The 20,871-nt window shown below is 70.5% G+C and carries 18 protein-coding genes; 10 read left to right on the top strand and 8 right to left on the bottom strand.

Features of this window, described 5'->3' with window-relative positions; genetic code table 11:
• Window positions 1-202 precede the first annotated feature (202 nt).
• Window positions 203-1,687 carry a DUF2079 domain-containing protein gene (locus tag D7Y13_RS07170; RefSeq protein ID WP_158620351.1) on the top strand — a complete coding sequence of 495 codons (1,485 nt, stop codon included), beginning with the start codon at window positions 203-205 and terminating at the stop codon, window positions 1,685-1,687.
• Between the two features lie 22 nt (window positions 1,688-1,709).
• Here the strand turns inward: D7Y13_RS07170 and D7Y13_RS07175 are convergent, their stop codons facing one another.
• Genes D7Y13_RS07175 through D7Y13_RS07185 form a run of 3 tightly spaced genes read right to left on the bottom strand, consistent with a single transcriptional unit; the run spans window position 1,710 to window position 4,215 of the window.
• Window positions 1,710-2,660, bottom strand: coding sequence for a DMT family transporter (locus D7Y13_RS07175; RefSeq protein WP_120583383.1), 951 nt, complete (start codon window positions 2,658-2,660; stop codon window positions 1,710-1,712).
• Entirely contained in the window at window positions 2,633-3,652 is a 1,020-nt protein-coding gene (queG, locus tag D7Y13_RS07180) for a tRNA epoxyqueuosine(34) reductase QueG (protein WP_120531922.1), read from the bottom strand. The genes D7Y13_RS07175 and queG overlap by 28 nt, the downstream gene beginning before the upstream one ends.
• Before the next feature lie 2 nt (window positions 3,653-3,654).
• Complete coding sequence (locus D7Y13_RS07185) at window positions 3,655-4,215, bottom strand: cob(I)yrinic acid a,c-diamide adenosyltransferase (protein ID WP_120531923.1); 561 nt, start codon at window positions 4,213-4,215, stop codon at window positions 3,655-3,657.
• 68 nt (window positions 4,216-4,283) lie between these two features.
• On the opposite strand from D7Y13_RS07185, the gene D7Y13_RS07190 reads away from it, so the two are divergent.
• The 4 genes from D7Y13_RS07190 to D7Y13_RS07205 all read left to right on the top strand — a co-directional run bounded on the left by D7Y13_RS07190 (window position 4,284) and on the right by D7Y13_RS07205 (window position 8,351).
• Entirely contained in the window at window positions 4,284-5,078 is a 795-nt protein-coding gene (locus D7Y13_RS07190; protein ID WP_120583384.1) for a thymidylate synthase, read from the top strand.
• A complete protein-coding gene (locus D7Y13_RS07195) occupies window positions 5,075-5,569 on the top strand; it encodes a dihydrofolate reductase (RefSeq protein WP_120583385.1) in 495 nt (164 codons plus the stop codon). The genes D7Y13_RS07190 and D7Y13_RS07195 overlap by 4 nt, the downstream gene beginning before the upstream one ends.
• Window positions 5,570-5,706: 137 nt before the next feature.
• The gene (locus D7Y13_RS07200) at window positions 5,707-7,590 is read left to right on the top strand and encodes an FTR1 family protein (RefSeq protein WP_120583386.1); all 1,884 of its coding nucleotides are present in this window, start codon (window positions 5,707-5,709) and stop codon (window positions 7,588-7,590) included.
• A gap of 11 nt (window positions 7,591-7,601) precedes the next feature.
• Window positions 7,602-8,351, top strand: coding sequence for a GlsB/YeaQ/YmgE family stress response membrane protein (locus tag D7Y13_RS07205; protein ID WP_120583387.1), 750 nt, complete (start codon window positions 7,602-7,604; stop codon window positions 8,349-8,351).
• Between the two features lie 64 nt (window positions 8,352-8,415).
• Here the strand turns inward: D7Y13_RS07205 and D7Y13_RS07210 are convergent, their stop codons facing one another.
• From D7Y13_RS07210 to D7Y13_RS07220, 3 genes are read right to left on the bottom strand one after another with little or no spacing between them, the layout of a single operon-like run.
• Window positions 8,416-8,997, bottom strand: coding sequence for an antibiotic biosynthesis monooxygenase (locus D7Y13_RS07210; RefSeq protein ID WP_120583388.1), 582 nt, complete (start codon window positions 8,995-8,997; stop codon window positions 8,416-8,418).
• Window positions 8,998-9,020: 23 nt separating this feature from the next.
• Window positions 9,021-10,553 (bottom strand): MBL fold metallo-hydrolase, encoded by a 1,533-nt coding sequence (locus D7Y13_RS07215; protein WP_120583389.1) that lies wholly within the window; start codon window positions 10,551-10,553, stop codon window positions 9,021-9,023.
• 14 nt (window positions 10,554-10,567) lie between these two features.
• Window positions 10,568-11,860 carry an HD domain-containing protein gene (locus tag D7Y13_RS07220; RefSeq protein WP_120583390.1) on the bottom strand — a complete coding sequence of 431 codons (1,293 nt, stop codon included), beginning with the start codon at window positions 11,858-11,860 and terminating at the stop codon, window positions 10,568-10,570.
• Between the two features lie 175 nt (window positions 11,861-12,035).
• Between D7Y13_RS07220 and D7Y13_RS07225 the strand changes: the two genes are divergently transcribed.
• From D7Y13_RS07225 to D7Y13_RS07235, 3 genes are all read left to right on the top strand, one after another.
• Entirely contained in the window at window positions 12,036-13,136 is a 1,101-nt protein-coding gene (locus tag D7Y13_RS07225) for a D-alanine--D-alanine ligase family protein (protein ID WP_120531931.1), read from the top strand.
• Entirely contained in the window at window positions 13,027-13,503 is a 477-nt protein-coding gene (locus D7Y13_RS07230) for a GNAT family N-acetyltransferase (RefSeq protein ID WP_120531960.1), read from the top strand. Before D7Y13_RS07225 ends, D7Y13_RS07230 begins: the two co-directional genes overlap by 110 nt.
• Before the next feature lie 89 nt (window positions 13,504-13,592).
• The gene (locus tag D7Y13_RS07235; RefSeq protein ID WP_233595502.1) at window positions 13,593-15,137 is read left to right on the top strand and encodes a transglutaminase-like domain-containing protein; all 1,545 of its coding nucleotides are present in this window, start codon (window positions 13,593-13,595) and stop codon (window positions 15,135-15,137) included.
• Between the two features lie 25 nt (window positions 15,138-15,162).
• Here the strand turns inward: D7Y13_RS07235 and D7Y13_RS07240 are convergent, their stop codons facing one another.
• Window positions 15,163-17,250 carry a thioredoxin domain-containing protein gene (locus tag D7Y13_RS07240; RefSeq protein WP_120583392.1) on the bottom strand — a complete coding sequence of 696 codons (2,088 nt, stop codon included), beginning with the start codon at window positions 17,248-17,250 and terminating at the stop codon, window positions 15,163-15,165.
• A gap of 126 nt (window positions 17,251-17,376) precedes the next feature.
• Here D7Y13_RS07240 and D7Y13_RS07245 point away from each other — a divergent pair, with 126 nt between their 5' ends.
• A complete protein-coding gene (locus tag D7Y13_RS07245) occupies window positions 17,377-18,735 on the top strand; it encodes an ArnT family glycosyltransferase (protein WP_233595503.1) in 1,359 nt (452 codons plus the stop codon).
• Between the two features lie 86 nt (window positions 18,736-18,821).
• The gene (locus D7Y13_RS07250) at window positions 18,822-19,037 is read left to right on the top strand and encodes a hypothetical protein (RefSeq protein ID WP_120531934.1); all 216 of its coding nucleotides are present in this window, start codon (window positions 18,822-18,824) and stop codon (window positions 19,035-19,037) included.
• A gap of 501 nt (window positions 19,038-19,538) precedes the next feature.
• Here the strand turns inward: D7Y13_RS07250 and D7Y13_RS07255 are convergent.
• The gene (locus D7Y13_RS07255; RefSeq protein ID WP_147444278.1) at window positions 19,539-20,822 is read right to left on the bottom strand and encodes an Ig-like domain-containing protein; all 1,284 of its coding nucleotides are present in this window, start codon (window positions 20,820-20,822) and stop codon (window positions 19,539-19,541) included.
• Window positions 20,823-20,871 lie beyond the last annotated feature (49 nt).

Raw genomic sequence — 20,871 nt, forward strand, 5'->3', positions numbered from 1 at the left:
GGAGAAGAAGGCGCCCCCGCCCCGTCCCGTGGAGGCGCCGCGCCCGAAGCCGCCGCCGGAGCCGAAGAAGGACATCTCCGACTGGGATCCGAACGGCGACTAGCAAGTCCGTGCATCCGCGCGCGCGGGGCGCCATCGCGTCCCCGCGCCGGGCCACTTCAAGCCGTGTCCTCCCCGCGAGCGTGTGGCAGAGTCCCGCCGCTTGCCTTCCTTCACGTTCGCGCATCGGGTCCGCGCCTGGCATTTCGTGCTCGGAGCCCTGTTTGTCTATACGCTCGTCTGCGTCTGGAGCGCCTTCCGGGGCGGGGTGTTCGCGTTCCACGACCTCGGCCTGCTGAACGACCTGTTCGCGAACGCGGTGCACCGGGGCCGTCCCTTCTGGGTGACGGACGCGGACCTCAACCACCTCACCATCCACTTCACCCCGACGCTGCTGCTGCTCACGCCGCTGTTCCTGCTCAGTGACTCGCAGTTCCTGTTCGTCGTGCTGGGACTGGTGGCGCTGTATGGGGCGGTCGCGCTCCAGGTCTGGTGCTTCGAGCGCATGTTCGAGGAGCGGGAGCTGCTTCCCGCCGCGTGGCGGCCCTGGGCCTGTGTCGCCTTCGCGGTGTACCTGGGGCTCAACCCCTTCGTGAAGACGGTCGCGCTCTCCGCGCACTTCGAGGTCTTCTTCCAGTTGGGCGCCACGGCGGTGCTCGTGCTCCTGCTCCGGGGTGCCCGGATGCGGTGGATCGTGCTCATCGCGCTGCTCGCGCTGGGCGTGCGCCCGGATGGAGGCCTGTTCCTCGCCTTCCAGTCGGCGGCGCTGCTGCTGCTGCCAGCCGTGGCCCGTCCGCCGCGCTCGCAGCTCACGCGCAGGGCGCTCGGGGTGTCCGCGCTGTCGCTCGGCTACCTTGCCCTCTGTGTCGCGGTGGTGCTGCCGGCGCTCGGGACACCTTCCGGCACGCGGTTCTGGTCGCACTACGGCGACACCTGGGGGCAGGTGGCCCTCACCGCGATGGGCGACCCCGGGCGGGTGGTGCACGACGTGTCCACCAGCGGGCTGCTTGTGTTCCAGCGAAGCTTCCTGTGGATCCAGCTCCTCGCGCCCGCGGCCGCGCTCCTCAGCACCCTGCCGGGCACCTTCTTCTTCATGGCGGATGCGCCGGACAAGCGCCTGCTCTGGTTCTACAACTCCGCCTTCCTGCTGCCCGGGCTGGGCGTGTGCGCGGCGGCGGGCTTCGGTCAGCTCGCCGTGCTCTGGCGGGGCGTGCTCGCACGCGGGTGGGTCCCCGCCCGCGCCGCGATGGCGCCCGCGCTGCTGCTCGCCGGGCTCGCGCTCATCCAGGTCGCGCGCTTCGACCGGACCGTGGGGTCCCCGCCCCTGCGTCCCATGCCCCCGGTGGATGACGACTTCCGCCAGGCCTTCGCGCGCCATGTCCAGGCCTGTGCCTCACGGCGGGCGGTGGCCACGGACTTCCGCTCGGTCGTCTTCGTGCCCAACGGCTACGACCGCTTCCTCTTGCACCACCATGAGCGGGCCCAGGTCGTGCTCGTTCCCCCGCACGTGGAGCCCCACCTGCTGGGAGCCGCCTCACGGGAGGCGTTCCTCGACACACTCGTGCGCGATTCACGGTTCGAGGAGGTGGCGGACCCGGGACCGGTCCGCGTCTTCGTCCGGACGGATGCACGGAGCTGCGGCTCCTGACGCGAGGACGGAGGCCACGACCTCAACCCGCGCGCACCACCACCGGAGCAGGCTTCACCGGCGCGGCCTGCGTCAGCCGCACCCCCAGGAGCACCAGCGCGCCGCCCAGCGCGAGCTCCCAGTGCAGCGCTTCGTCCAGGAAGGCCCAGGCCGCGAGCGCCGTCGCCGCCGGTTGCAGGTTGGAGAAGATGGCCACCTTCGACGCGGGCACCTTCGACAGCGCGTAGTACCAGAGCAGGTACGCCACCACCGACGTCATCAGCCCCAGGTACACGATGGCGGCCTTCGCCGCGAAGCTCGCGGCCCACACCTGCGCGGGCTCCAGCACGAACGGGATGAGCGGCAGTTGCAGCGCCGTCGCCACCGTCATCGTCCACGCCGTGGCGCGCAGCGCTCCGTACTCGGAGGCCAGCGGCCGTCCCTCCGTCGTGTAGATGACCCACGCCACCACCGCCATGAGGATGAGCAGGTCGCCCTGGAGCGAACCTTGCGCGCTCGCGAGCCCCCGGCCCAACAGCAGCACCACCACCCCCACCAGCGCGGTGAGGATGCCCAGCGTCGCCCGGCGGGAGGCCCGCTCGCGGCCCAGCACGAGGCTGGCCACGTACACCCCCAACGGCGTCAGCGCGTAGAGCAGCGCCGCGTGCGCCGACGTGGAGCGAGACAGCCCGGAGAAGAACAGCGTCTGGTTCACCGGCCCGCCCATCAGCCCCAGCAGCGCCACGCGCTTCCACGCACTGCGCGGTGGCAGCTTCGGCCCCGGCGTCAGCGCGAGCAACAGCGTGAACGCGACGCCGCACACCAGGAAGCGCCACAGCACCACGGTGAACGGCGACAGCTCCGTCATCGCGCGCTTGGCCGCCAGGTACGTGCCCGCGCTGATCAGCACCTGCAACCCGAGCGCCGCGTACACCCGCCCGAGCGGCGCAGCGACGGCACCCGGTGTCACGACTCCAGTTGGAGAAGCGCCCATTTCGCGGCGCTGCGTACCAGTTCGCTGGAGTCGTCGCTGAGTTTTTCGAGCAGCGGCCGGGCTTGCGTCTGCCGTGCCACCCCCAGCGCATAGACAGCGTTGCGCCTCAAACCGTCGTAGCGCGCGCGGGCCAGCGCGGTGCCAGGGATGAGTTCCTTGTATTGCTCGGGTGTCAGGGCCGCCAGCTCCGCCGTGCCCAGCGACGCCACCGCGCGGGGCGTGAAGCGCGCGTCCTCCGCGTGCACCGGCTTGCGGTTGAGGGGGCACACCTGCTGGCAGATGTCGCAGCCGAAGATGAGGTTGTCGAACTTGAACCGGAACGCCTCCGGCACGTCGCGGTCGCGGTTCTCGATGGTCTGGTACGACAGGCACGCCCGCGCATCCACCTGCCGGTTGCCCACCAGCGCGCCCGTGGGACACGCCATGAGACACCGTCGGCAGGAACCGCAGCGGTCCGCCACGGGACCTGGCGGGTATTCGTCCACCGCCGCGTCCAGGATGAGCGTGGCCAGCAGCACCCAGGAACCGTGGGACTCGGTGATGAGGCAGCCGTTCTTGCCCACGTACCCCAGGCCTCCGCGCGCGGCCCAGACCTTCTCCATCATGGGCCCGCTGTCCACGCCGCCGTAGGTGCCCAGCCCCGGGTACCATTCGTTGATCGTCTTGCGGAACGCCTTCATCCGGTCGCGCAGCGTGGAGTGGTAGTCCCGGCCCCGCGCGTACCGAGCGATGGGCGAGCCCTGCGACGGCGCGTCGTCCCGGTAGTAGTTGTTCGCGAAGGACAGCACCGTCTTCGCGCCCGGCAGCAGCACCGACACGTCGAGCCGCTCCTCCGCGCGCGACCCCATCCAGTCCATGTCCGCGTCGTAGCCGGCCTCCAGCCACGACAGCAGCGACGACGGGGGGATGGGCTCCGCGCGAGCGAAGCCGATGAGGTCGAAGCCCACCTGCTGGGCGAGGTCCCGGAGCCGGGCGGTAGGCAGCGGGGTCACGGCTACTTCGAGGGCTTCTCGGGGATCCACTTCACGTCGGGCAGGCCGGCGCGGAAGTTCACCAGCCGCGCCACGACGAAGAGCAGGTCCGACAGGCGGTTGAGGTACATGGCCACCGCGGGCGGGGCCTTGTCCTCGCGCAGCAGCGTCACGACCCGGCGCTCGGCCCGGCGGCACACCGTGCGCGACAGGTGCAGCGCCGCCGCCGCGGGCGCGCCACCGGGCAGGATGAAGTGCGTCATCTTCGGCAGCTCCTCCTCGTACCGGTCGATGTGGCGCTCCATCTCCTCCACCCACTCCAGCTTCAACTCCGGAATGTGCGCCGCCGCCTTGGTGTGCGGCGGCGTGGCCAGCACCGCGCCCACGGTGAAGAGCTGGTCCTGCAGGCGCTGGAGGAAGTGGTCCAGGTCCGCGGGCAGCGAGAAGGTCCGCGCGAGGCCCAGCGTGGCGTTGAGCTCGTCCACCTCCCCGTAGGCGTCCACCAGCGCGTCATCCTTCGCGACGCGTCCACCACCGAACAGGCCTGTCTCTCCCGCGTCGCCGGTCTTCGTGTAGATCTTCATTTCATCCTCTTAACGACGGGCAGGAAGTTGGCATTGCCTGCCCCACCGGACCGATTCATAAGGGGCCCATGCAGCAATACCTGAGTCTGCTGGACCATGTCCTGCACCACGGTACGAAGAAAGGTGACCGGACCGGCACGGGGACCCTGAGCCTCTTCGGCCATCAGCTCCGCTTCGACCTCGCCCAGGGCTTTCCGCTGGTGACGACGAAGAAGCTGCACGTGAAGTCCATCCTCCACGAACTCCTGTGGATGCTCCGGGGGGACACGAGCGTGCGCTCGCTCCAGGAGCACGGCGTCACCATCTGGGACGAGTGGGCCAACGCCGACGGAAGCCTGGGCCCCGTGTACGGCCACCAGTGGCGCTCGTGGAGCACGCCGGACGGCACGCCCGTGGACCAGATGCGGCAACTGGTGGACGGGCTCAAGAAGAACCCGGACTCGCGCCGGCACCTGGTGAGCGCGTGGAACGTGGCGGACCTGCCCGCCATGAAGCTGCCGCCCTGCCACGTGATGTTCCAGTTCTACGTGGCCGACGGCCGCCTGTCCTGCCAGCTCTACCAGCGCAGCGCGGACATCTTCCTGGGGCTGCCCTTCAACATCGCGTCGTACTCGCTGCTGACGATGATGGTGGCGCAGGCCACCGGCCTGGTCGCGCACGAGTTCATCCACACGCTGGGCGACGCGCACCTGTACCTGAACCACGTGGAGCAGGCCCGGGAGCAGTTGAAGCGCGAGCCCCGCGCCCTGCCGCGCATGCGCATCAACCCGGAAGTGAAGGACCTGTTCGCCTTCCGCTACGAGGACTTCACGCTGGAAGGCTACGACCCGCACCCCGCCATCAAGGCGCCCGTGGCCGTATGACACCGCGCCTGTCCGCCATCGTCGCCATGGCGGCGAACCGGACCATCGGCCAGGGCAACACCCTGCCCTGGCGCCTGCCGCAGGACCTGGCCCGCTTCAAGCGCCTGACGATGGGCCACACCCTCGTCATGGGCCGCAAGACGTACGAGTCCATCGGAAGGCCCCTGCCCGGCCGCACCACCGTGGTCCTCACCCGCCAGCCGGACTGGGCCGCCCCGCCCGGCGTCCAGGTGGCGCGCTCCGTGGACGAGGCGCTGGAGCAGGCCCGGGCCGACACCGAGGTCTTCATCGCGGGCGGCGCGGACCTGTACGAACAGACCGCGGACCGGTGGCACCGGCTCTACCTCACGCTCATCGCGCGCGACTTCCCGGGCGACGCCTGCTTCCCGCCCGTGGACCTGTCCGCGTGGAGTCTCGTGGAGGAGGAACCCCACCCGGAAGCAGACCTCCCCTTCCGTTTCCTCACCTACGAGCGCCAGGGATGGCCCTGACTCCGGGTGTTTTTCGGATGACGCACCTTGCGCGTTCCTCACCCCCAAGGAGCACGCATGCGTCACCGAAGGGGCGCTGTCTCCTGATATTGATTCTCAGAATTGAACGCCCCAGGGGGCGTTGGTAGAAGTCGGGCGTGAATCGCGCCGCCTCCGTCACGCTGTGCCTGCTGCTCGCGCTGTCCTCCACCGTCCGGGCTGAAGCGCCCGCGTCCGACGAGGGGCGCACCTGGCACCGGCTGGTGGGCATCCTCCAGTACCTCCAGGCGGACTATCCGGCGGCGGTGTCGTCGCGCTCGGAGTTCGAGCTGACGGAGCAGAAGAGCTTCGCGGCGGAGGCGCTGGACGCGGCGAAGGACCTGGGCCCGGCGGCGGCCACCTTCGTGCCGCGGGTGCAGGCCATCCAGGCGCGCGTGGACCAGTCCATCGATCCCGAAGGCGTGAGCCGCGACTGCGGTGAGCTGGTGGAGAGCCTGGTGCTGGCGGGGGGGCTGGCGCGCAGTCCCCGCAAGACGCCGGACCTGGAGCATGGCGCGAAGCTGTTCCAGGCGAACTGCGCGGCCTGCCACGGGGTGGACGGCAAGGCGGCGGTGGCCATCGCGGCCACCATGGAGCCCGCTCCGGCGAACTTCCAGGATCCGGAGCTGATGGAGGAGGGCCTGACGCCCTACAAGGCGTTCAACACCACCAGCTTCGGCGTGCCCGGCACCGCGATGCCGGCCTACCCCACCCTCTCCGAGGACGACCGCTGGTCGCTCGCCTTCTTCGTCTTCACGCTGCGCCAGCCGCCGTGCCAGGGCGAGCCGCCGCGCGCATCGCTGGAGCGCCTGGCCACCGCCACCGACGCGGAGCTCGCGAAGGAGTACGGCGCGGACAAGGTCGCGTGCCTCCGCCAGGACATGCCGGACGAGGACGAGGAGAAGGCCCTGCTCGCCGCGCGGCAGTCGGTGGGCAACGCGATGCGCATGGCCGCCGCGGGCGACTACCTCGGCGCGAAGACGGAGCTGCTGGACGCGTACCTCAACGGCCTGGAGCCGGTGGAGCCCAAGCTGCGCGGACGCGACCCGGTCCTCACCCAGAAGCTGGAGGAGGCCTTCATGCAGGCGCGGCTCGCCGCCGAGCGCAAGAGCCCGCACCTCCAGGACGAGGGACGGGAGCTGCTGTCGCTGCTCGACCAGGCGCGCAAGGCGAACGGCGGCACGACGGACATGCTGTCCGTGATGTGGCTGACGCTGCTCATCCTGCTGCGCGAGGGCTTCGAGGCGACCATCATCGTCACGGCCCTGCTGGCGGCGCTCAAGAAGATGAAGGCCATGGACCAGGTGCGCGTGGTGCACACGGGCTGGGTGTCCGCGCTCATCGTCGGCGCGCTGGCCTACGTGCTGGGCCGCAAGCTGCTGGCCGGGGCACAGCGCGAGTGGATGGAGGGCGTCACCGCGCTCGTCGCCGTGGGCATGCTGCTGTACGCGGCGCTGTGGCTCAACGCGCGCGCCAACGTGAGCCACTTCATGGGGGAGCTGCGCCAGCGCATGCAGGGCGCGCTGGGCCGGGGGAGCACCTTCGGCCTGTTCGCCATCGCCTTCACGTCGGTGCTGCGCGAGAGCTTCGAGACGGCCATCTTCCTGCAGGGGCTCGCGGTGGACTCCGCCGCGGGCGTGGCCTGGGGCGTGGCAGCGGGCATCGCGGCGCTGGCGGTGCTGGTGCTCTTCATCAACCGCATGGGCTACCGGCTGCCCATGAAGGCGCTCTTCAACCTCTCCACCGTGGTGCTGGTGGTGACGGCGGTGATGCTGCTGGGCAAGGGCATCCATTCGCTGCAGGAGGTCGGCGCGCTGCCGCTGGTGCCGGTGCGCTTCATCACCGTGGACATGCTGGGCCTGTACCCGGACGCGCTGTCGTTGGTGCCGCAGGTGTTGCTGGCCGTGGCGCCGCTGCTCTACCGGGCCGTCATGCGCCGGCGGGCGCGCGTGGATGCGGCCGGGGCCGGGGACGGGGCGACGCAGCCGCCGCCCTTGCGGTAGCGTGGAACGTGGTGAAGCGCTCCCGACTGTTCCCACTCCTCGCCCTGCTGCTCGTGTCGGGCCTGGCCTCCGCCCAGGAAGCCCCCGCCGAGCCGGCCACGGCTCCGACCGGGAACCTCACACCGCCGCCCCTGGTGGGCGCGGCGGAAGAGGACGTGCCGCCGCCGCCGGAAGTCGCCCCCCCCGGGGATGAGCCCGCCGGGTCGCGTCCCTCCGTCACCGCCGGGGCCCTGCCGGAAGCGCGCCCCCCGCCGTCGAAGGACCCCGTGCCGCGCGTGGCGGTGGAGGTGCTGGGCGGCGCGGCGGGCGGCGTCGTGGGCGCCACGGTGCTGGGCTCCTTCGGCTACCTGCTGGGCTCCGCCACGGTGGGCTGCGACGAGTGCCTGGTGGTGGCCGTCGCGGGCGCCGCGGCCGGGGCGCTCATCGGCATCCCGGTGGGCACGTACGCGGGCGGCCGGTTCATGAACGGGCGCGGCAGGCTGGGCCCCACGGTGGCCGGGAGCATGGTGGGCTGGGGCGCGACGCTGCTGGGCCTCTCGCTGGTGAACAGCGGCGGCTCCGACGCGCCCCCGGCCGTGAACGCCGCGCTCTTCATCCTCCCGGTGGTGGGCGCGAGCGTGGGCTACGAGCTGACCCACAGCAGCGCCCTCCGGCTGGAAGAGGCCTCGCGCGAGTCCCAGGCGCCACGGGGTGTGCGCCTGATGCCCGTGGCCACCTACGGCGCGAAGGGCCCGCACCTGGGCCTGCTGGGCAGCTTCTGACCCGCGTCAGGCAGGTCCGTGGAGGCCAGGTCCGCGTCCCTCGAAGCCACTTCGCTCAAGGCCTTCAGGGCCTGGGTTCAGGGGCTGCCTTGGGGGCGCTGGGGAACAGCCAGGGGGCCAGCAGCCGGGTGAGCAGCGGCATCATGGCGTACGTCATCAGGGACACCAGCACCACCGCCGACATCAGCGCCGCGAGCAGCTCCGGCAGGCCGCGGAACACGCTGCGCAGCAGCGGCATGACGAGGATGAGCAGCGGGTAGATGCCGAGCACCGTCACGAGGACCATCTTGTGACGCGGCGGAGGACGGGACTGGCCGGGAGCGTCGAACCAGTACTCGAGCCCCGTCTCCTTGCGGATGCGCACCTCGCCCACGGTGAACTCGAGGGCCCGCGCCAGCCACTCGGCGCGGACAGGCGACTCCTCCCAGGCCTGGAGGTGGGGATACGAGTCGAAACGGAAGATGAGGACGTAGTCCCCGGTGGCGGCGCTCGGAGGACGCAGGACGTTGACGCCGAGGTTGCCGGGAAAGCGCATGGCCTCGGCGGTGACGCCGTGCAGCCACGCTTCGAAGCGGACCTCGGTGCCGGGCTTCACGCGCCGGTGGACGATGACCGTGACGGGTCCGCCAGGAGAGGAGGTGCTCATGAGCACCTCCCAGCCTAACCGCGTCAGGCCCCCACGCGGAACCAGCTGAAGGACTCCTCGCGCACGCGGCCCTCCGCCACCAGCTTCTCCAGCGTGGCCAGGGCGCTGCGCTCCGCCACCGGATGCAGCAGCGGCGGCGTGTCCGCGTAGGCCGTCGCCACCACCTCCGCCAGCGTGGCGCCCGTCGACGGCACCGCCTCCAGGATGATGGCCTCGCGCTGGGCGCGGTGGCGCAGGTACTCGTCCAGCTTGCCCGGGCCGTCCGGCACCGGCGCGCCGTGCGCGGGGTACAGCGTGGTGACGGGCCAGTCGCGCAGCCTTCGCAGCTGCGTGAGGTAGTCCACCATGTTGCCCTCCGGCGGATCGATGACGATGGAGCCCACGCTGGCCACCATGTCCCCCACCACCGCCGCCTTGCTGCGCGAGTCCACCAGGCACAGGTGCCCCTGCGCGTGCCCCGGCGTGTGCAACACGCGCCAGCGCTGCGGCAGCGGGCCGCCCAGCTCCAGCACCTCGCCGTCCTCCAGCAGCCGCTCCGCCTGGAAGTCCAGCCGGTCCGCCGTGCGCGCGTGGCACCAGAGCGGAATCCCCAGCCGCTCCTTCACCGCGAGCGCCCCGCCCACGTGGTCGCCGTGGTGGTGGGTGAGCACCACCGCCAGGGGCCGCATCCCCTCCGCCTTCAGGCTGGACACCAGCGACAGCAGCTTCGCGTACTGCTTCACGTCCGACGACCCGGGGTCCACGATGAGCAGGTCGCCCGTGCCCAGCACGTACGCGTTGGTGTGCGTCGCGGGCGGCAGCGTGGGCGTCTCCAGCGCCACCACGCGCACGCCGCGCTGGAACTCGATGCGCTGGGCCACGTAGCCCGGGCAGTACGGCGGCGTGTTCAGCCGGGCGCGCGCGTCCGCTTCGTCCTTGAACTCCGACAGCACCTGCAACGCGTGCTGCGCGGGCGGGTGCAGGAGCGCCGTGCCGTCACTCCAGCGCGACAGCGCGTCCTCCGGACGGATCCACGCGCCCTCGGACAGCTCGCCGGGGACGATGCTCGCGGTCGCGGTCTCCGGCAGCTCCACCAGGTAGAAGCGCGTGTCGAAGCGAACGGGAATCGAAGGCGGGGTGATCCACCGGCCCGCGGGCTTCAGGTCCTCCGCGCGCAGTAAGAGGGCGTGGCGCGAAAGCCACTCGCTCCACTTCAGCGACCCGGCGAGCAGCGCGGTCCGAGCCTCCGCCAGCGCCTCCGGAGACAGGGCCCGCGCCCCCTCCGCCACCAGCACGCCCGCCTCCTCGAACAGCTCGCGCGCCGCCGCCGAACGCAGCGCGGCCTCTTCGCCCTGCGCGCCCTGCACGGGCACGTCCGCGTCGTCGCGGTCCAGCTTCCCGCCGGGGAAGGCGTAGAAGCCGCCAGCGAAGGCCAGCGCCCGCTCGCGCTTCACCCAGAACACCTCCACGCCCACGCCATCGCGGGCGCGGCGGTAGAGGATGACCACCGAGGAGGCCCGGGGTTCGACGGGGGCGTAGGGCGCGAAGAGGCCCATGCCGGGAAGGGGCTCGCTCATGGTTGCACCATCCTTCAGGACTGCGTCGTCTGGCCGAGCAGCCGGCCCATCATCTCGCGCGCCCGCTCCGCCTGGTCTGGCCGGACATAGAGCCGCGTCAGTCGCACCGCGCCACTGTAGCGCTGGTACAGCGGCGTGTACCGCGCCACCTCCGTGAGCCGGCCCGTGGAGACATCCAGGATGAACAGGCCCGGGTTGCCCCCGGCCGCCCCCACGTACTTGCTGAGCGCGCCCTTGGACTGGACGGTGTAGTGCTCGAAGCCCTCGCTGGTGAGCGCGCTGTTGAGCACCTCCAGGTCGTAGCCGGTGTCGCGCTCCGTGAACTGCGCCAGCAGCTTGAAGCCCTGCCGGCGGCTGATGCGCTCCGCCCACCGGTTCTTCGAACGGCGCAGCGTGTACCAGAGCGCCGCGTCGTCACAGAGGAGGAAGGCCTCCGGGTCCGCGGGGATCTCGAACTCGCCGGGCGTCTCCTCGTAGTACCGGCGCAGCATGTGGTCGAAGTTCACCGACGTGTGGTGCAGGTACACCGACACGAACATGTGGTAGCGGCTGAGCAGGAAGTCCTCGAACGCGAACGCCGCCGCGCGCGACAGGGCCAGCACCGCCTTGCCGTCCTTCACCGCCGGGTTCAGGTTGGAGACGATCCAATCCAGGTCGTACCGGCCGTAGTTCACGCCCGTGTAGAACGAGTCGCGCAACAGGTAGTCCATCCGGTCCGCGTCCAGCTCCCCGGAGACGATGGCGCGCAACAGCGGCGTCCAGTCCACGCCCTTGTGGGTGAAGCCCGGGTCCTTGGGCGGCTTCGCGCCGGAGATGAGCGCCACCGTCGCCATGGGGGTGATGCCCCGGGGGCTGAACTCGCGCTGGATGACCTCCGTCAGGGAGCTGTCCAGGATGAGCTTGGCGGTGAAGTCCTCGTGGTTCGCCTGCTCCCCTTCCGCCACGGAATCCAGCCAGCCGGGCAGCCGCAGCAGCGACCGCCGGGGCGCGATGCGCTCCGACGCATGCGACAGCGGCATGTGCCCCAGGTCATGACACAGCACCGCCAATCTCACGGCTTCGCAGAAATGTTCACGCACATCGTCCGGCAGGTCGGACCGGCTGGCCACGGCGCTGAAGACGCGCGAGGCGACGAACATGGCGCCCAGGCTGTGGGCGTGGCGGGTGTGGGTGGCGCCCGGGAAGGCCATGTCCCCGAAGCCCAGCTGCCGCACGTAGCGCAGCCGCTGGTAGAAGCGGCTGTCGATGACGGCCTTCTCCGGGTCGCTCACCGGGATGACGCCGTGAATGGGGTCGCGAATCCGCATGTCGTCCTTGCCGGGCTTCGGGAATCCCGGACCTCCTCCAGGCGGTCGCCCACCTTGGAGGTCACCTACCGTACCGCAGACCCTGGCGGGCGGTAGCCCTGTGAGGGGCCGACCAGCCACCGTGTCTCAAGCTGGGAAGGTCCCTGGGGACGTGCTAACCCTTCACCCACTCCGAATGCACATCATCCTGCTGCACAATCGCGACCACGAGCTGCTTGAAGAAGACCCGGGGCGAGAAGCCCGCGAGGACGTGGTCCGGGTGGCTGAAGGCCTGGCCCAGGCGCTGAGCCGGGACGGCGTGAACGCCGAGCCGCTCGCCATCGAGGGGGACCGGCTGGACTTCGTGGAGGCCCTGCGCTTCCTCCAGCCCGACCTCGTGGTGAACCTCTGCGAGTCGCTGGCCGCCGACAGCCGCGGGGAGATGGCCGTCCCGTGCCTCCTGGACGCGCTGGGCCTGCCGTACACCGGCTCGTCCGCCCTGTCGCTGGGCCTGGCGCTGCACAAGCCCAAGGCGAAGGAGCTCTTGCGCGCCAACGGCGTGTCCACGCCCGCCTCCTGCGTGGTGCGCCGCCTCGAGGACGCCCTGGCGGTGGACCTGCCCTGGCCCCTCATCGTGAAGCCCGCGCGCGAGGATGCGAGCGTGGGCATGGACTTCGACTCCGTGGTGACGGAGCGCTCGGCGCTGGTGCGTGCGTGCGAGGCGGTGCTCAAGACCTTCCACCAGCCCGCGCTGGTGGAGCAGTACATCCCGGGCCGCGAGGTGTACGTGCCGCTGCTGGGCAACACCCCGCGACAGGCGCTGCCGCTCACGGAGATCCACTTCGGCCACGCGTTCGACAACCGTCCGAACATCGTGTCGTACCGGGCCAAGTGGGAGGTGGAGTCGCCGGAGTACCGGGACTCGACCTCCGGGCCGTGCAAGCTCGACGCAGTGCAGGAAGCCCGTTGCATCCAGACGGCGCTGGAAGCATTTGCAGCGCTGGACTGCCAGGACTATGGACGCGTGGACCTTCGGGTGTCGCCCGAGGGTGTGCCGTACGTCATCGACATCAACCCCAACTGCGACCTTCACCCGGGCGCGGGGTTCGCGAAGGCGGCGCAAGCCGCTGGGATGGATTACGCGACCCTGGCCTCACGACTGGTGGAGGTCGCTCTCGAAAGAACCCATGGAAATCCGCACACTCGAAAGAAAGGACCGGGAACCGCTCGCCGCGCTGATCCGGGAAATCGAAACCTTCTCGCAGGAGGAGAAGGACTGCGCCATCGAGCTGGTTGACATCGCGCTCACCGCGGGCAACCGGGACTATTCCATCCTCGTGGCGGACCGCGGTCCGGAGGAGGGCGGGCTGGTCGGGTACGCGTGCTACGGCCCGACGCCGATGACGGAGAACGCCTTCGACCTGTACTGGATCGCCTCCGCGCAGCGCGTCCGGGGCCAGGGCGTGGGCGCGGCGCTGGTGTCCGCGATGGAAGGCGACCTGCGCCGCCGCCGTGCGCGCATCATCCGCGTGGAGACGAGCGCCACGGAGGCCTACGGCCCCACGCGCGGCTTCTACGCGTCCATGAAGTACGGTGAGGAGGCGCGCCTGCGGGATTTCTACAAGCAGGGCGACGACCTCATCATCCTGACCAAGCGCCTGTAGCTGGCAGTCCGTAGCGGACCACCCCTGGGCGTGAAGACGCCGCCCGGGTCCCCGTCAGGAGGGGGCAGATGCCTTCCATGAACCGACCGATGCGACGCACCCGTCTGGGATTGTTGAGCCTGCTCGCCCTGCTGACGGGGGCACCCTCCCCGGCCTGGGCCCAGGCCCCCTCCACCTCCGCGCTGAAGTCCCAGGCGAAGGCCGCGGCGGCCAAGGCCCAGGCGAAGACCCAGGAGTCCCCCGCCCCGCAGGCGCAGGAGGTCTCCGACGCGCTGAAGGCCCCCCGCCCCAAGGGCGGCGAGTACTTCGGCCTGTACCTGATGGACAAGAAGGTGGGCTGGTTCTTCACCGACCTGACGGCGCTGCCGGGCGGGAAGGTGCAGAGCGTCAACGAGCTCATCTTCAAGGCGCAGGTGGGCACGCGCGTGTCGGAGCGCGTGCACCGCGAGGTGCGCGTCTACGAAGCGAAGCCGGGTGGGCGCCTGCTGTCCTTCACCGTCAGCCAGCGCGGGGACGGCGGGGACAATGAATTGGTGGGCACGGTGACGGCGGACGGGCTGCGAGTGGTGCGCAAGCGCCCGGGCCAGCCGGAGGAAGTGCTCAAGCCCATGCCCGCGCCCAAGGAGACGGTGGACGACGCCGACCAGGCGCGCGTGGCGCTGCTGCGCGGCAAGAAGGTGGAGGGCGTGCTGCTGGATGGCACCGACCTGGAGGGCTACCGCACCGTCACGACGGTGGAGGCTCCGGAGGAGCAGGTGCTGGGCGGCGTGAAGGTGAAGCTCGCGCGCGTGAGCACGCTGTCCGACAAGGAGAAGGTGCCGGTGGCGGCCTTCCTGACGACGGACGGGAAGATGGTGCGCGTGGACTTCGGGCAGACGATGCAGGCTCGCGCAGAGTCCGAGAGCGTGGCCAAGCGCATGGACCTGGTGGAGGTGTTCGGCCTCACGCGCGTGGTGCTGCCCAAGCCGCTGCCCGCGAAGGCGCGCGAGGTGCCCGGGCAGGTGACGCTGGTGATGAAGAACCTGCCGGCGAAGTTCCAGCAGGACACGTACCGGCAGAAGTACAAGCCGCTGCCGGACGGGCGCGTGGAGGTGACGCTGATGGCGGCGCCGCCCGCGCCCAGGGGCCGCAAGCCCCGGCCGGTGGCCGACCCCGACGGCGGGGAGAACCTCAAGTCCACGCTCGCGGTGGAGTCCGAGGCGCCGGCCATCGTCGCGCAGGCCAAGAGCATCATCCGGGAGGAGAAGGACGCGTACACGGCGGCGCGGATGCTGTCCGCGTGGGTGTACAGCAACCTGCAGAAGGACTACGGCGCCAGCGCGGACCGGGCCACGGACGTGCTGCGCCAGAAGAAGGGCGACTGCACGGAGCACTCGCTGCTCACGGTGGCGATGCTGCGCGCGTCCGGCATCCCCGCGCGGCGCGTGGACGGCGTCATCTACATGGTGAACTCCGACGGCGTGCCCGCGCTGTACTGGCACGAGTGGGTGGAGGCCTGGGTGGGCGAGTGGACCCAGTTGGACCCCACCTTCAACCAGCCCGTCGCGGACGCCACGCACTTCGCCGTGGGCTACGAGGGGAACGCTGAAATCACGCCCCTCATCGGTTCGCTCCAGGTCACCGACGTGAAGTAGGCGTCGGCGGCGTCCCGGGCCCTCTTCAGTGGCCCGGGGGCGCCACCAGTCGTTCCGCGAGCGTGGCCGCGTCCGTCAGCGGCCGCTCGCAGACGAAGCCGCGGCACAGGTACGCCGCGCCCCGCCCTTCCACCGGATCGCGCCCCTCGAAGAGTTCCTGGAGGCGCGCGGGCGGCGGGGCGGAAGTGTCGTTCCACCCGAAGGAGAACGCGGGGGCGTAGGTGCGGTTCGCGGCGGCCAGCAGCGGCGCCACGGCGTCACGCGTGCCCGCGAAGGTGACGCCGGACGCGCCGTCCAGCAGCGAGTCCGCCGCGAGCCCCAGGTGCCCGTAGCCCAGCGGGTTGCGCACGAGCTGATCTCTCAGCTTGGCCACGTAGTGCTCCGGGTGGTCCAGGTGGGCCACGTCGCCCGTGAGCGCCGCGAGCGCCACCTGCGCCTCCGTCAGCGTGGAGGCACCGGAGGGGAAGGCGTTGTCGAAGAGGGAGTAGGCCGCCACCACCAGGTCCTTCTGCCCCCGGGGTGCCGACAGGTACGCGTGCTTCTCCTCGTCCCAGAAGAGCGCCACCGCGCGGTGTGCAATCGCATCCGCCGCGTCCAGGTACTTCGCGTCGAACGTCGCCTGATAGAGCGCGGTGAGGCCGGCGGCCAGGTCGCCGTAGTCCTCCAGGAAGCCGTCGATGCGGCCCTTGCCGTCCTGGTGCGAGCGGAGCAGCCGCGTGCCGTCCCACTGGTTCGCGAGCACGAAGTCCGCCGCGTTCGCCGCGAGCTTCGCCCAGTCCGGCCGGTCGAAGACGCGCGCGGCGAGCGCGAGGCCACGGATCATCAGCCCGTTCCACCCGGCGAGGATCTTGTCGTCGCGGCCCGGCTTCACGCGCTGCTCGCGCGCGGCGAAGAGGAGGCGGCGGGCTTCGGCCAGTTCCTGCTGCACCGACTCCACGGGCCGGCCCTGCTCGGTCGCGATCGTCTCCACGGGGGTGACGACCTCCAGCACGGTGGCGCCGTGTTCGAAGTTGCCCTGCGGGGTGATGCCGTAGTGGCGCAGCACGGTGTCGGCCTGGCTGGGGGAGAGCACCGCGCGGACCTCCTCCGGGCGCCAGACGAAGAACTTCCCCTCCTCGCCTTCGCTGTCCGCGTCCTGCGTGGCGTAGAAGCCGCCAGCCGGGTCGGTCATCTCGCGGCGCACGTATTCGACGGTCTCCTCCACGACCTTGCGCCACAGGGGGCGCGACTCCACCTGCTCCGCTTCCGCGTACAGGTGCAGGAGCTGGGCGTTGTCGTAGAGCATCTTCTCGAAGTGGGGCACCAGCCACCGCTCGTCCACCGAGTAGCGATGGAAGCCGCCGCCCAGCTGGTCGTAGAGGCCGCCCAACGCCATGCGCTCCAGCGTGCGGAACACCGCTGCCTTCAGGGGCTCACCGGCGCCCCGGCGCCACGCGCGCAGCAGCAGCGCCACGTTCATCGGGTTGGGGAACTTGGGCGCGCCGCCGAAGCCGCCGTTCACCGGGTCCATGCGCTTGGCCATGGCATGGCCCATGGCGACGATGTCCTCGGCGGACAGGTGGCCGGGAGTTGCATCCAGGCCGTGCGAGGACAGCTCGCCCAGGCCCTCCTGGAAGCGGCGGGCCTGCTCCTCGATTTCGTCGGCCTTGGTGTCCCACGCGTCGCGCAGCGCGGTGAGCAGGCGGGGGAAGCCGGGCCGGCCGTAGCGGTCCTCGGGCGGGAAGTAGGTGCCGCCGTAGAAGGGGCGCAGGTCGGGCGTGAGGAAGACGGTGAGGGGCCAGCCTCCGCCCTGTCCCATGAGCTGCACGACGCCCTGGTAGATTTGATCCAGGTCCGGGCGCTCCTCGCGGTCGACCTTGATGTTGATGAAGCCGTCGTTCATCAGGCGCGCGGTGTCGGGGGACTCGAAGGACTCGTGCGCCATGACGTGGCACCAGTGGCACGCGGAGTAGCCCACGGAGAGCAGGATGGGCTTGTTCTGGGTGCGGGCCAGGGCCAGGGCCTCGTCGCCCCACGGGTGCCAGTCCACGGGATTGGTGGCGTGCTGGCGCAGGTAGGGCGAAGGCTCCCGGGACAGACGGTTGGTGGAGCCAGAGGGGGGATGTACGGCCATGGAGGGCTCCCGGAGCGGCGGCGAATTCGCGACCCATCACATTGTGAGCCTGGGTGCTCGGGAGCAAGCCGAAATGGCCTCACTCGCCGCTGGCCAACGGCCTTCCGGTGCGCTTTGTCCAGGGGCGTGCGTGCGTCCGCCGACTCCACCTCCGGCCTGGGAATGAGGGCCTGTGTCGCCCTGGTGGCCCTGGGCGTGGCGCTGCGGCTGGCCCTGGCGGTGGGCACGGACGTCTACTTCGACGAAACCTATTACTGGCAATGGGCGCGGCACCTCGCGTGGGGGTACTTCGACCACCCGCCGCTGGTGGCGTGGCTCATCGCTGGGCTGGGCATCCGGGGCACCGCGCTCGTGTGCGGCCTGGGCACGGGCGCGGCGGTGTGGGGGCTCGCGCGGGACGTGTACGGTTCGAAGGACGTGGCGTGGCGCGCGCTGGCCCTGTGGAGCGTGGTGCCGGTGGGCATCATCTCCGGGGTCTGGGCCACGCCCGACTCGCCGATGCTGCTGTTCTGGGCGTTGGGGTTGTGGGCGCTGTACCGCGAGAAGTGGGTGCTGGCGGGCCTGACGTGTGGACTGGCGCTGTTGTCCAAGTATCCGTCCGTGCTGCTGGGGCTCGCGTTCATGTTGGCGGCGCTGCGGGCGCGGAGGCTGCCCGCGGGGGCGTGGCTCACGGCGGGCATCGCGCTGCTGTGCTTCCTGCCGGTGGTGCTGTGGAACGCGAGCCATGAGTGGGTGGGCTTCGCGTTCCAGTTGAACCACGGCCTGGGCGGCACCGGCGGGTGGAAGACGTTCGGGGAGTTCGTGGCGGGGCAGTTGGCCATGGGCGGGCCGATGCTGTTCCCGCTGGCGGTGCTGTACGCGGTGCGCGGTCCACGCGAGCAGTTCCTACTGCGCATGGCGGCGGTGGTGCCGCTGGTGTTCTTCGGCTACGCGGCGGCGCGCACACGGGGCGAGGCCAACTGGCCGGCGGCGGCGTACCTGGCGGCGTGCATTGGCGTCGCGGGCATGAAGCTGCATTGGCAGCGGGAGACAGCCTGGAGCGGAGCGCTCATCTCGCTCGCGGTGGCATCGCACCTGCTGTTCCCGGTGCTGCCTTTCGAGCGAGACGTGTTGCTGTCACGGACGCACGGTTGGGGTCCGCTGGAGCGGCTGTCCGCGCCCGAGCAGCTCTTCGCCGGCATGACGCCGGGACGCACCGCGGTGTACGCACCCACGTACCAGCTCGCCTCGCAGGTGGCGTACTACGCGGGAGTGGAGACGGACACGGTGGGCCCGGCCCGGCGCAAGAGCCAGTACGACGTCTGGCCTCCGCTGGAGCTGAAGCCCGGGCAGGACGTGCTCTGGTGTTCGGAGAACGGCGCCCCCCCGCCCGAGGAACTGGTGCAGCGCTTCGGTTCGGTGGAAGGCCCGGTGGAACTCACGGGCGACTTCCGGGGCCGAAGGCTGCACACGTTCACGGTGTGGCGGCTGCGCGCGCAGGAGTGACCCGAGCGCTCCACTTCGGCTGACTTTCCGTGGACTCCTCTCTATCCTTGGTTGCTGTATCAAACCCCTACTCCCAAGAGGTTGAGATGAACTCCTCCGTGAAGAAGGCTGGAAAGCTGATGCTCGCCGTCGCCGTGGGCGCGGCCGTGTCGTTTGGCTCCACCGTGGCGGCCTACTCCCGTCCGGCGGAGCCGCTGTCCTTCTGCCAGGGCAGCCAGGGCGGCACCTGCGTCAACGACTGTATCGCCGACGGGTTCAACCTCGGCCGGTGCTCCGGCGACGTCTGCGTCTGCTTCTACTGAGAACGCCGCATCCACGCCCCCGGAGAGTCCGGGGGCGTGCCCGGGGCTATTCGTCGTGCCCACCGTGGTGACGTTGGTGTTGATGCGCACGGTGGTGGGGTTCGCGGAGACCGTCCCAGAGGGGGTCAGCACGCACGTGGACTCATTCCCCAGGCGGGGGAGACACGGGAACTCCACCGGGTTGCACCGGTCGGAACACGTCGAGGACACCCGCGTGTAGCCCGAGGGACACAGACCACAGACAACGATCGTCTGCGCCGCGGCCGCCCCTTCACTGGACGCCAGCGCCGCGTCGCCGGGGGCCTCCGCCTCTTGGGAGTCCGGGCCCGAGCAGGCCACGGCGAACACAGCGAGAATCAACGGCAGGATGCGCTTCATGGGCAGCCACTCCTCGTATGGGTTTACGCGGAGCAGCGGACCATGAATGCGCAGAGAAACCCAACGTTTTACACACTCCGAGTGAACACAGGCTGGACACTTCCAATCCCAGTGCAGCCCAGGTCAGTCGTTGGCCGCGCCCGCGAGAATCCACGAACGGACGCGGACGACCAGCCCCGGGTTCTGATCGAAGTAGTCCGTGTCACCCTTGGGCATGCGGCTCCCGCACGTCGTGCCCTCCATCTTCTGGACGAGCGCGGAGCTGTCCGGGTCGCCGGGAACGACACGCGTGGTCGGACCGCAGACGTTGGCGGTGACATTGACCAGGTTGCTGTAGCTGCTCCCCGACAAGAGGTTGAGGCCACCACTCCCGTTGGCGCCGTGGCAGCTCGTGCACGGCACGGAGTTCCACACGCTCTGGACATCCGTGGCGTACCGGGGCACCGAGACGGGCACGGTGAGCGTCCGGACCACGGGTGGGTTCTGCCCATCCGTGACGCTCACGGAAAGGGTGAACGACGTCTGCGTGCCCACGGCGGGCGAGTACCACTGTGCGCTCGCGCCGGTGCGCCCGCCCACCCAGGTGCCCTGTGACGCCGGGGACGTCTGCGACCACGCGTAGGTCAGCGGGTCTCCCTCCGGGTCGCTCGCGGTGATGGAGAATGAGCCCGTCGCGCCAGCCACCAACGCCGCGGGCCCGGAGACGGTCGCGGTCACGGTGGGCGCCTGATTGACCTTCTGGACGACGACGTCGACCGTGCCCTGCGCACTGCCGCCCTTCCCATCCGTGACGGTGACGCGCAGCGTGTACGTCCCGCTGGAGGTCACAGCCGGGGCCGTCCAGGTGGGGTTGCTGGACGCAGGGGCGCTGAAGGTCCCCTTGGGAGTGGCGGGCGTCACCTGCGCCCAGGCATACGTGAGCGTGTCGTTGTCCGCGTCGGAGGCACTCACCGCCAGGGCGAGGGACTGATGTTCGCCAAGCGTGGAAGGCGTGGCCGTGGGCACCGTCACCGTCGGAGGGTTGTTCCCCGCCACGGGCGGCGTGACATCCACGGCCACCGAACCCTGCGCGGAGCCACCCCGGCCGTCGCTCACCGTCACCGTCAGCGTGAAGCGCTGATTGCTGTTCACCTGCGGAGCGGTCCAGGTGGGACTGGCCAGGGAGGCGTCATCGAACGCACCCTCCGGGGAGGCAGGGCTCTGCGTCCAGGCGTAGGTGAGCATGTCACCGTCCGCGTCCGACGCCTGCAGCGTCAACGCCACCGGGCCGCCCGCGGTCGACTGCGTCGCCTGGGCTGTCGGACCGATGAGGGTCGGGGGCGTGTTGGTGGTGGGTACAGCGTCATCGCCGCACGCGAGCCCGATGAGCAGCAACGGCAACAACATTCGTGACGATGGATGGTGCATATGGGGTCCCCCTCGGAAAAAAATCGCAGGGAACCTAGCAGGCTGTTGA

This window comes from Corallococcus praedator (assembly GCF_003612125.1).
Classification (GTDB): domain Bacteria; phylum Myxococcota; class Myxococcia; order Myxococcales; family Myxococcaceae; genus Corallococcus; species Corallococcus praedator.

Bases quoted from the DNA above. Each gene is read 5' to 3' on its own strand.
- D7Y13_RS07175 (WP_120583383.1), bottom strand. From the start codon at position 2,660: ATGGGCGCTTCTCCAACTGGAGTCGTGACACCGGGTGCCGTCGCTGCG.
- D7Y13_RS07185 (WP_120531923.1), bottom strand. From the start codon at position 4,215: ATGAAGATCTACACGAAGACCGGCGACGCGGGAGAGACAGGCCTGTTC.
- D7Y13_RS07190 (WP_120583384.1), top strand. From the start codon at position 4,284: ATGCAGCAATACCTGAGTCTGCTGGACCATGTCCTGCACCACGGTACG.
- D7Y13_RS07195 (WP_120583385.1), top strand. From the start codon at position 5,075: ATGACACCGCGCCTGTCCGCCATCGTCGCCATGGCGGCGAACCGGACC.
- D7Y13_RS07210 (WP_120583388.1), bottom strand. From the start codon at position 8,997: ATGAGCACCTCCTCTCCTGGCGGACCCGTCACGGTCATCGTCCACCGG.
- D7Y13_RS07215 (WP_120583389.1), bottom strand. From the start codon at position 10,553: ATGAGCGAGCCCCTTCCCGGCATGGGCCTCTTCGCGCCCTACGCCCCC.
- D7Y13_RS07220 (WP_120583390.1), bottom strand. From the start codon at position 11,860: ATGCGGATTCGCGACCCCATTCACGGCGTCATCCCGGTGAGCGACCCG.
- D7Y13_RS07225 (WP_120531931.1), top strand. From the start codon at position 12,036: ATGCACATCATCCTGCTGCACAATCGCGACCACGAGCTGCTTGAAGAA.
- D7Y13_RS07230 (WP_120531960.1), top strand. From the start codon at position 13,027: ATGGAAATCCGCACACTCGAAAGAAAGGACCGGGAACCGCTCGCCGCG.
- D7Y13_RS07235 (WP_233595502.1), top strand. From the start codon at position 13,593: ATGCGACGCACCCGTCTGGGATTGTTGAGCCTGCTCGCCCTGCTGACG.
- D7Y13_RS07240 (WP_120583392.1), bottom strand. From the start codon at position 17,250: ATGGCCGTACATCCCCCCTCTGGCTCCACCAACCGTCTGTCCCGGGAG.
- D7Y13_RS07250 (WP_120531934.1), top strand. From the start codon at position 18,822: ATGAACTCCTCCGTGAAGAAGGCTGGAAAGCTGATGCTCGCCGTCGCC.
- D7Y13_RS07255 (WP_147444278.1), bottom strand. From the start codon at position 20,822: ATGCACCATCCATCGTCACGAATGTTGTTGCCGTTGCTGCTCATCGGG.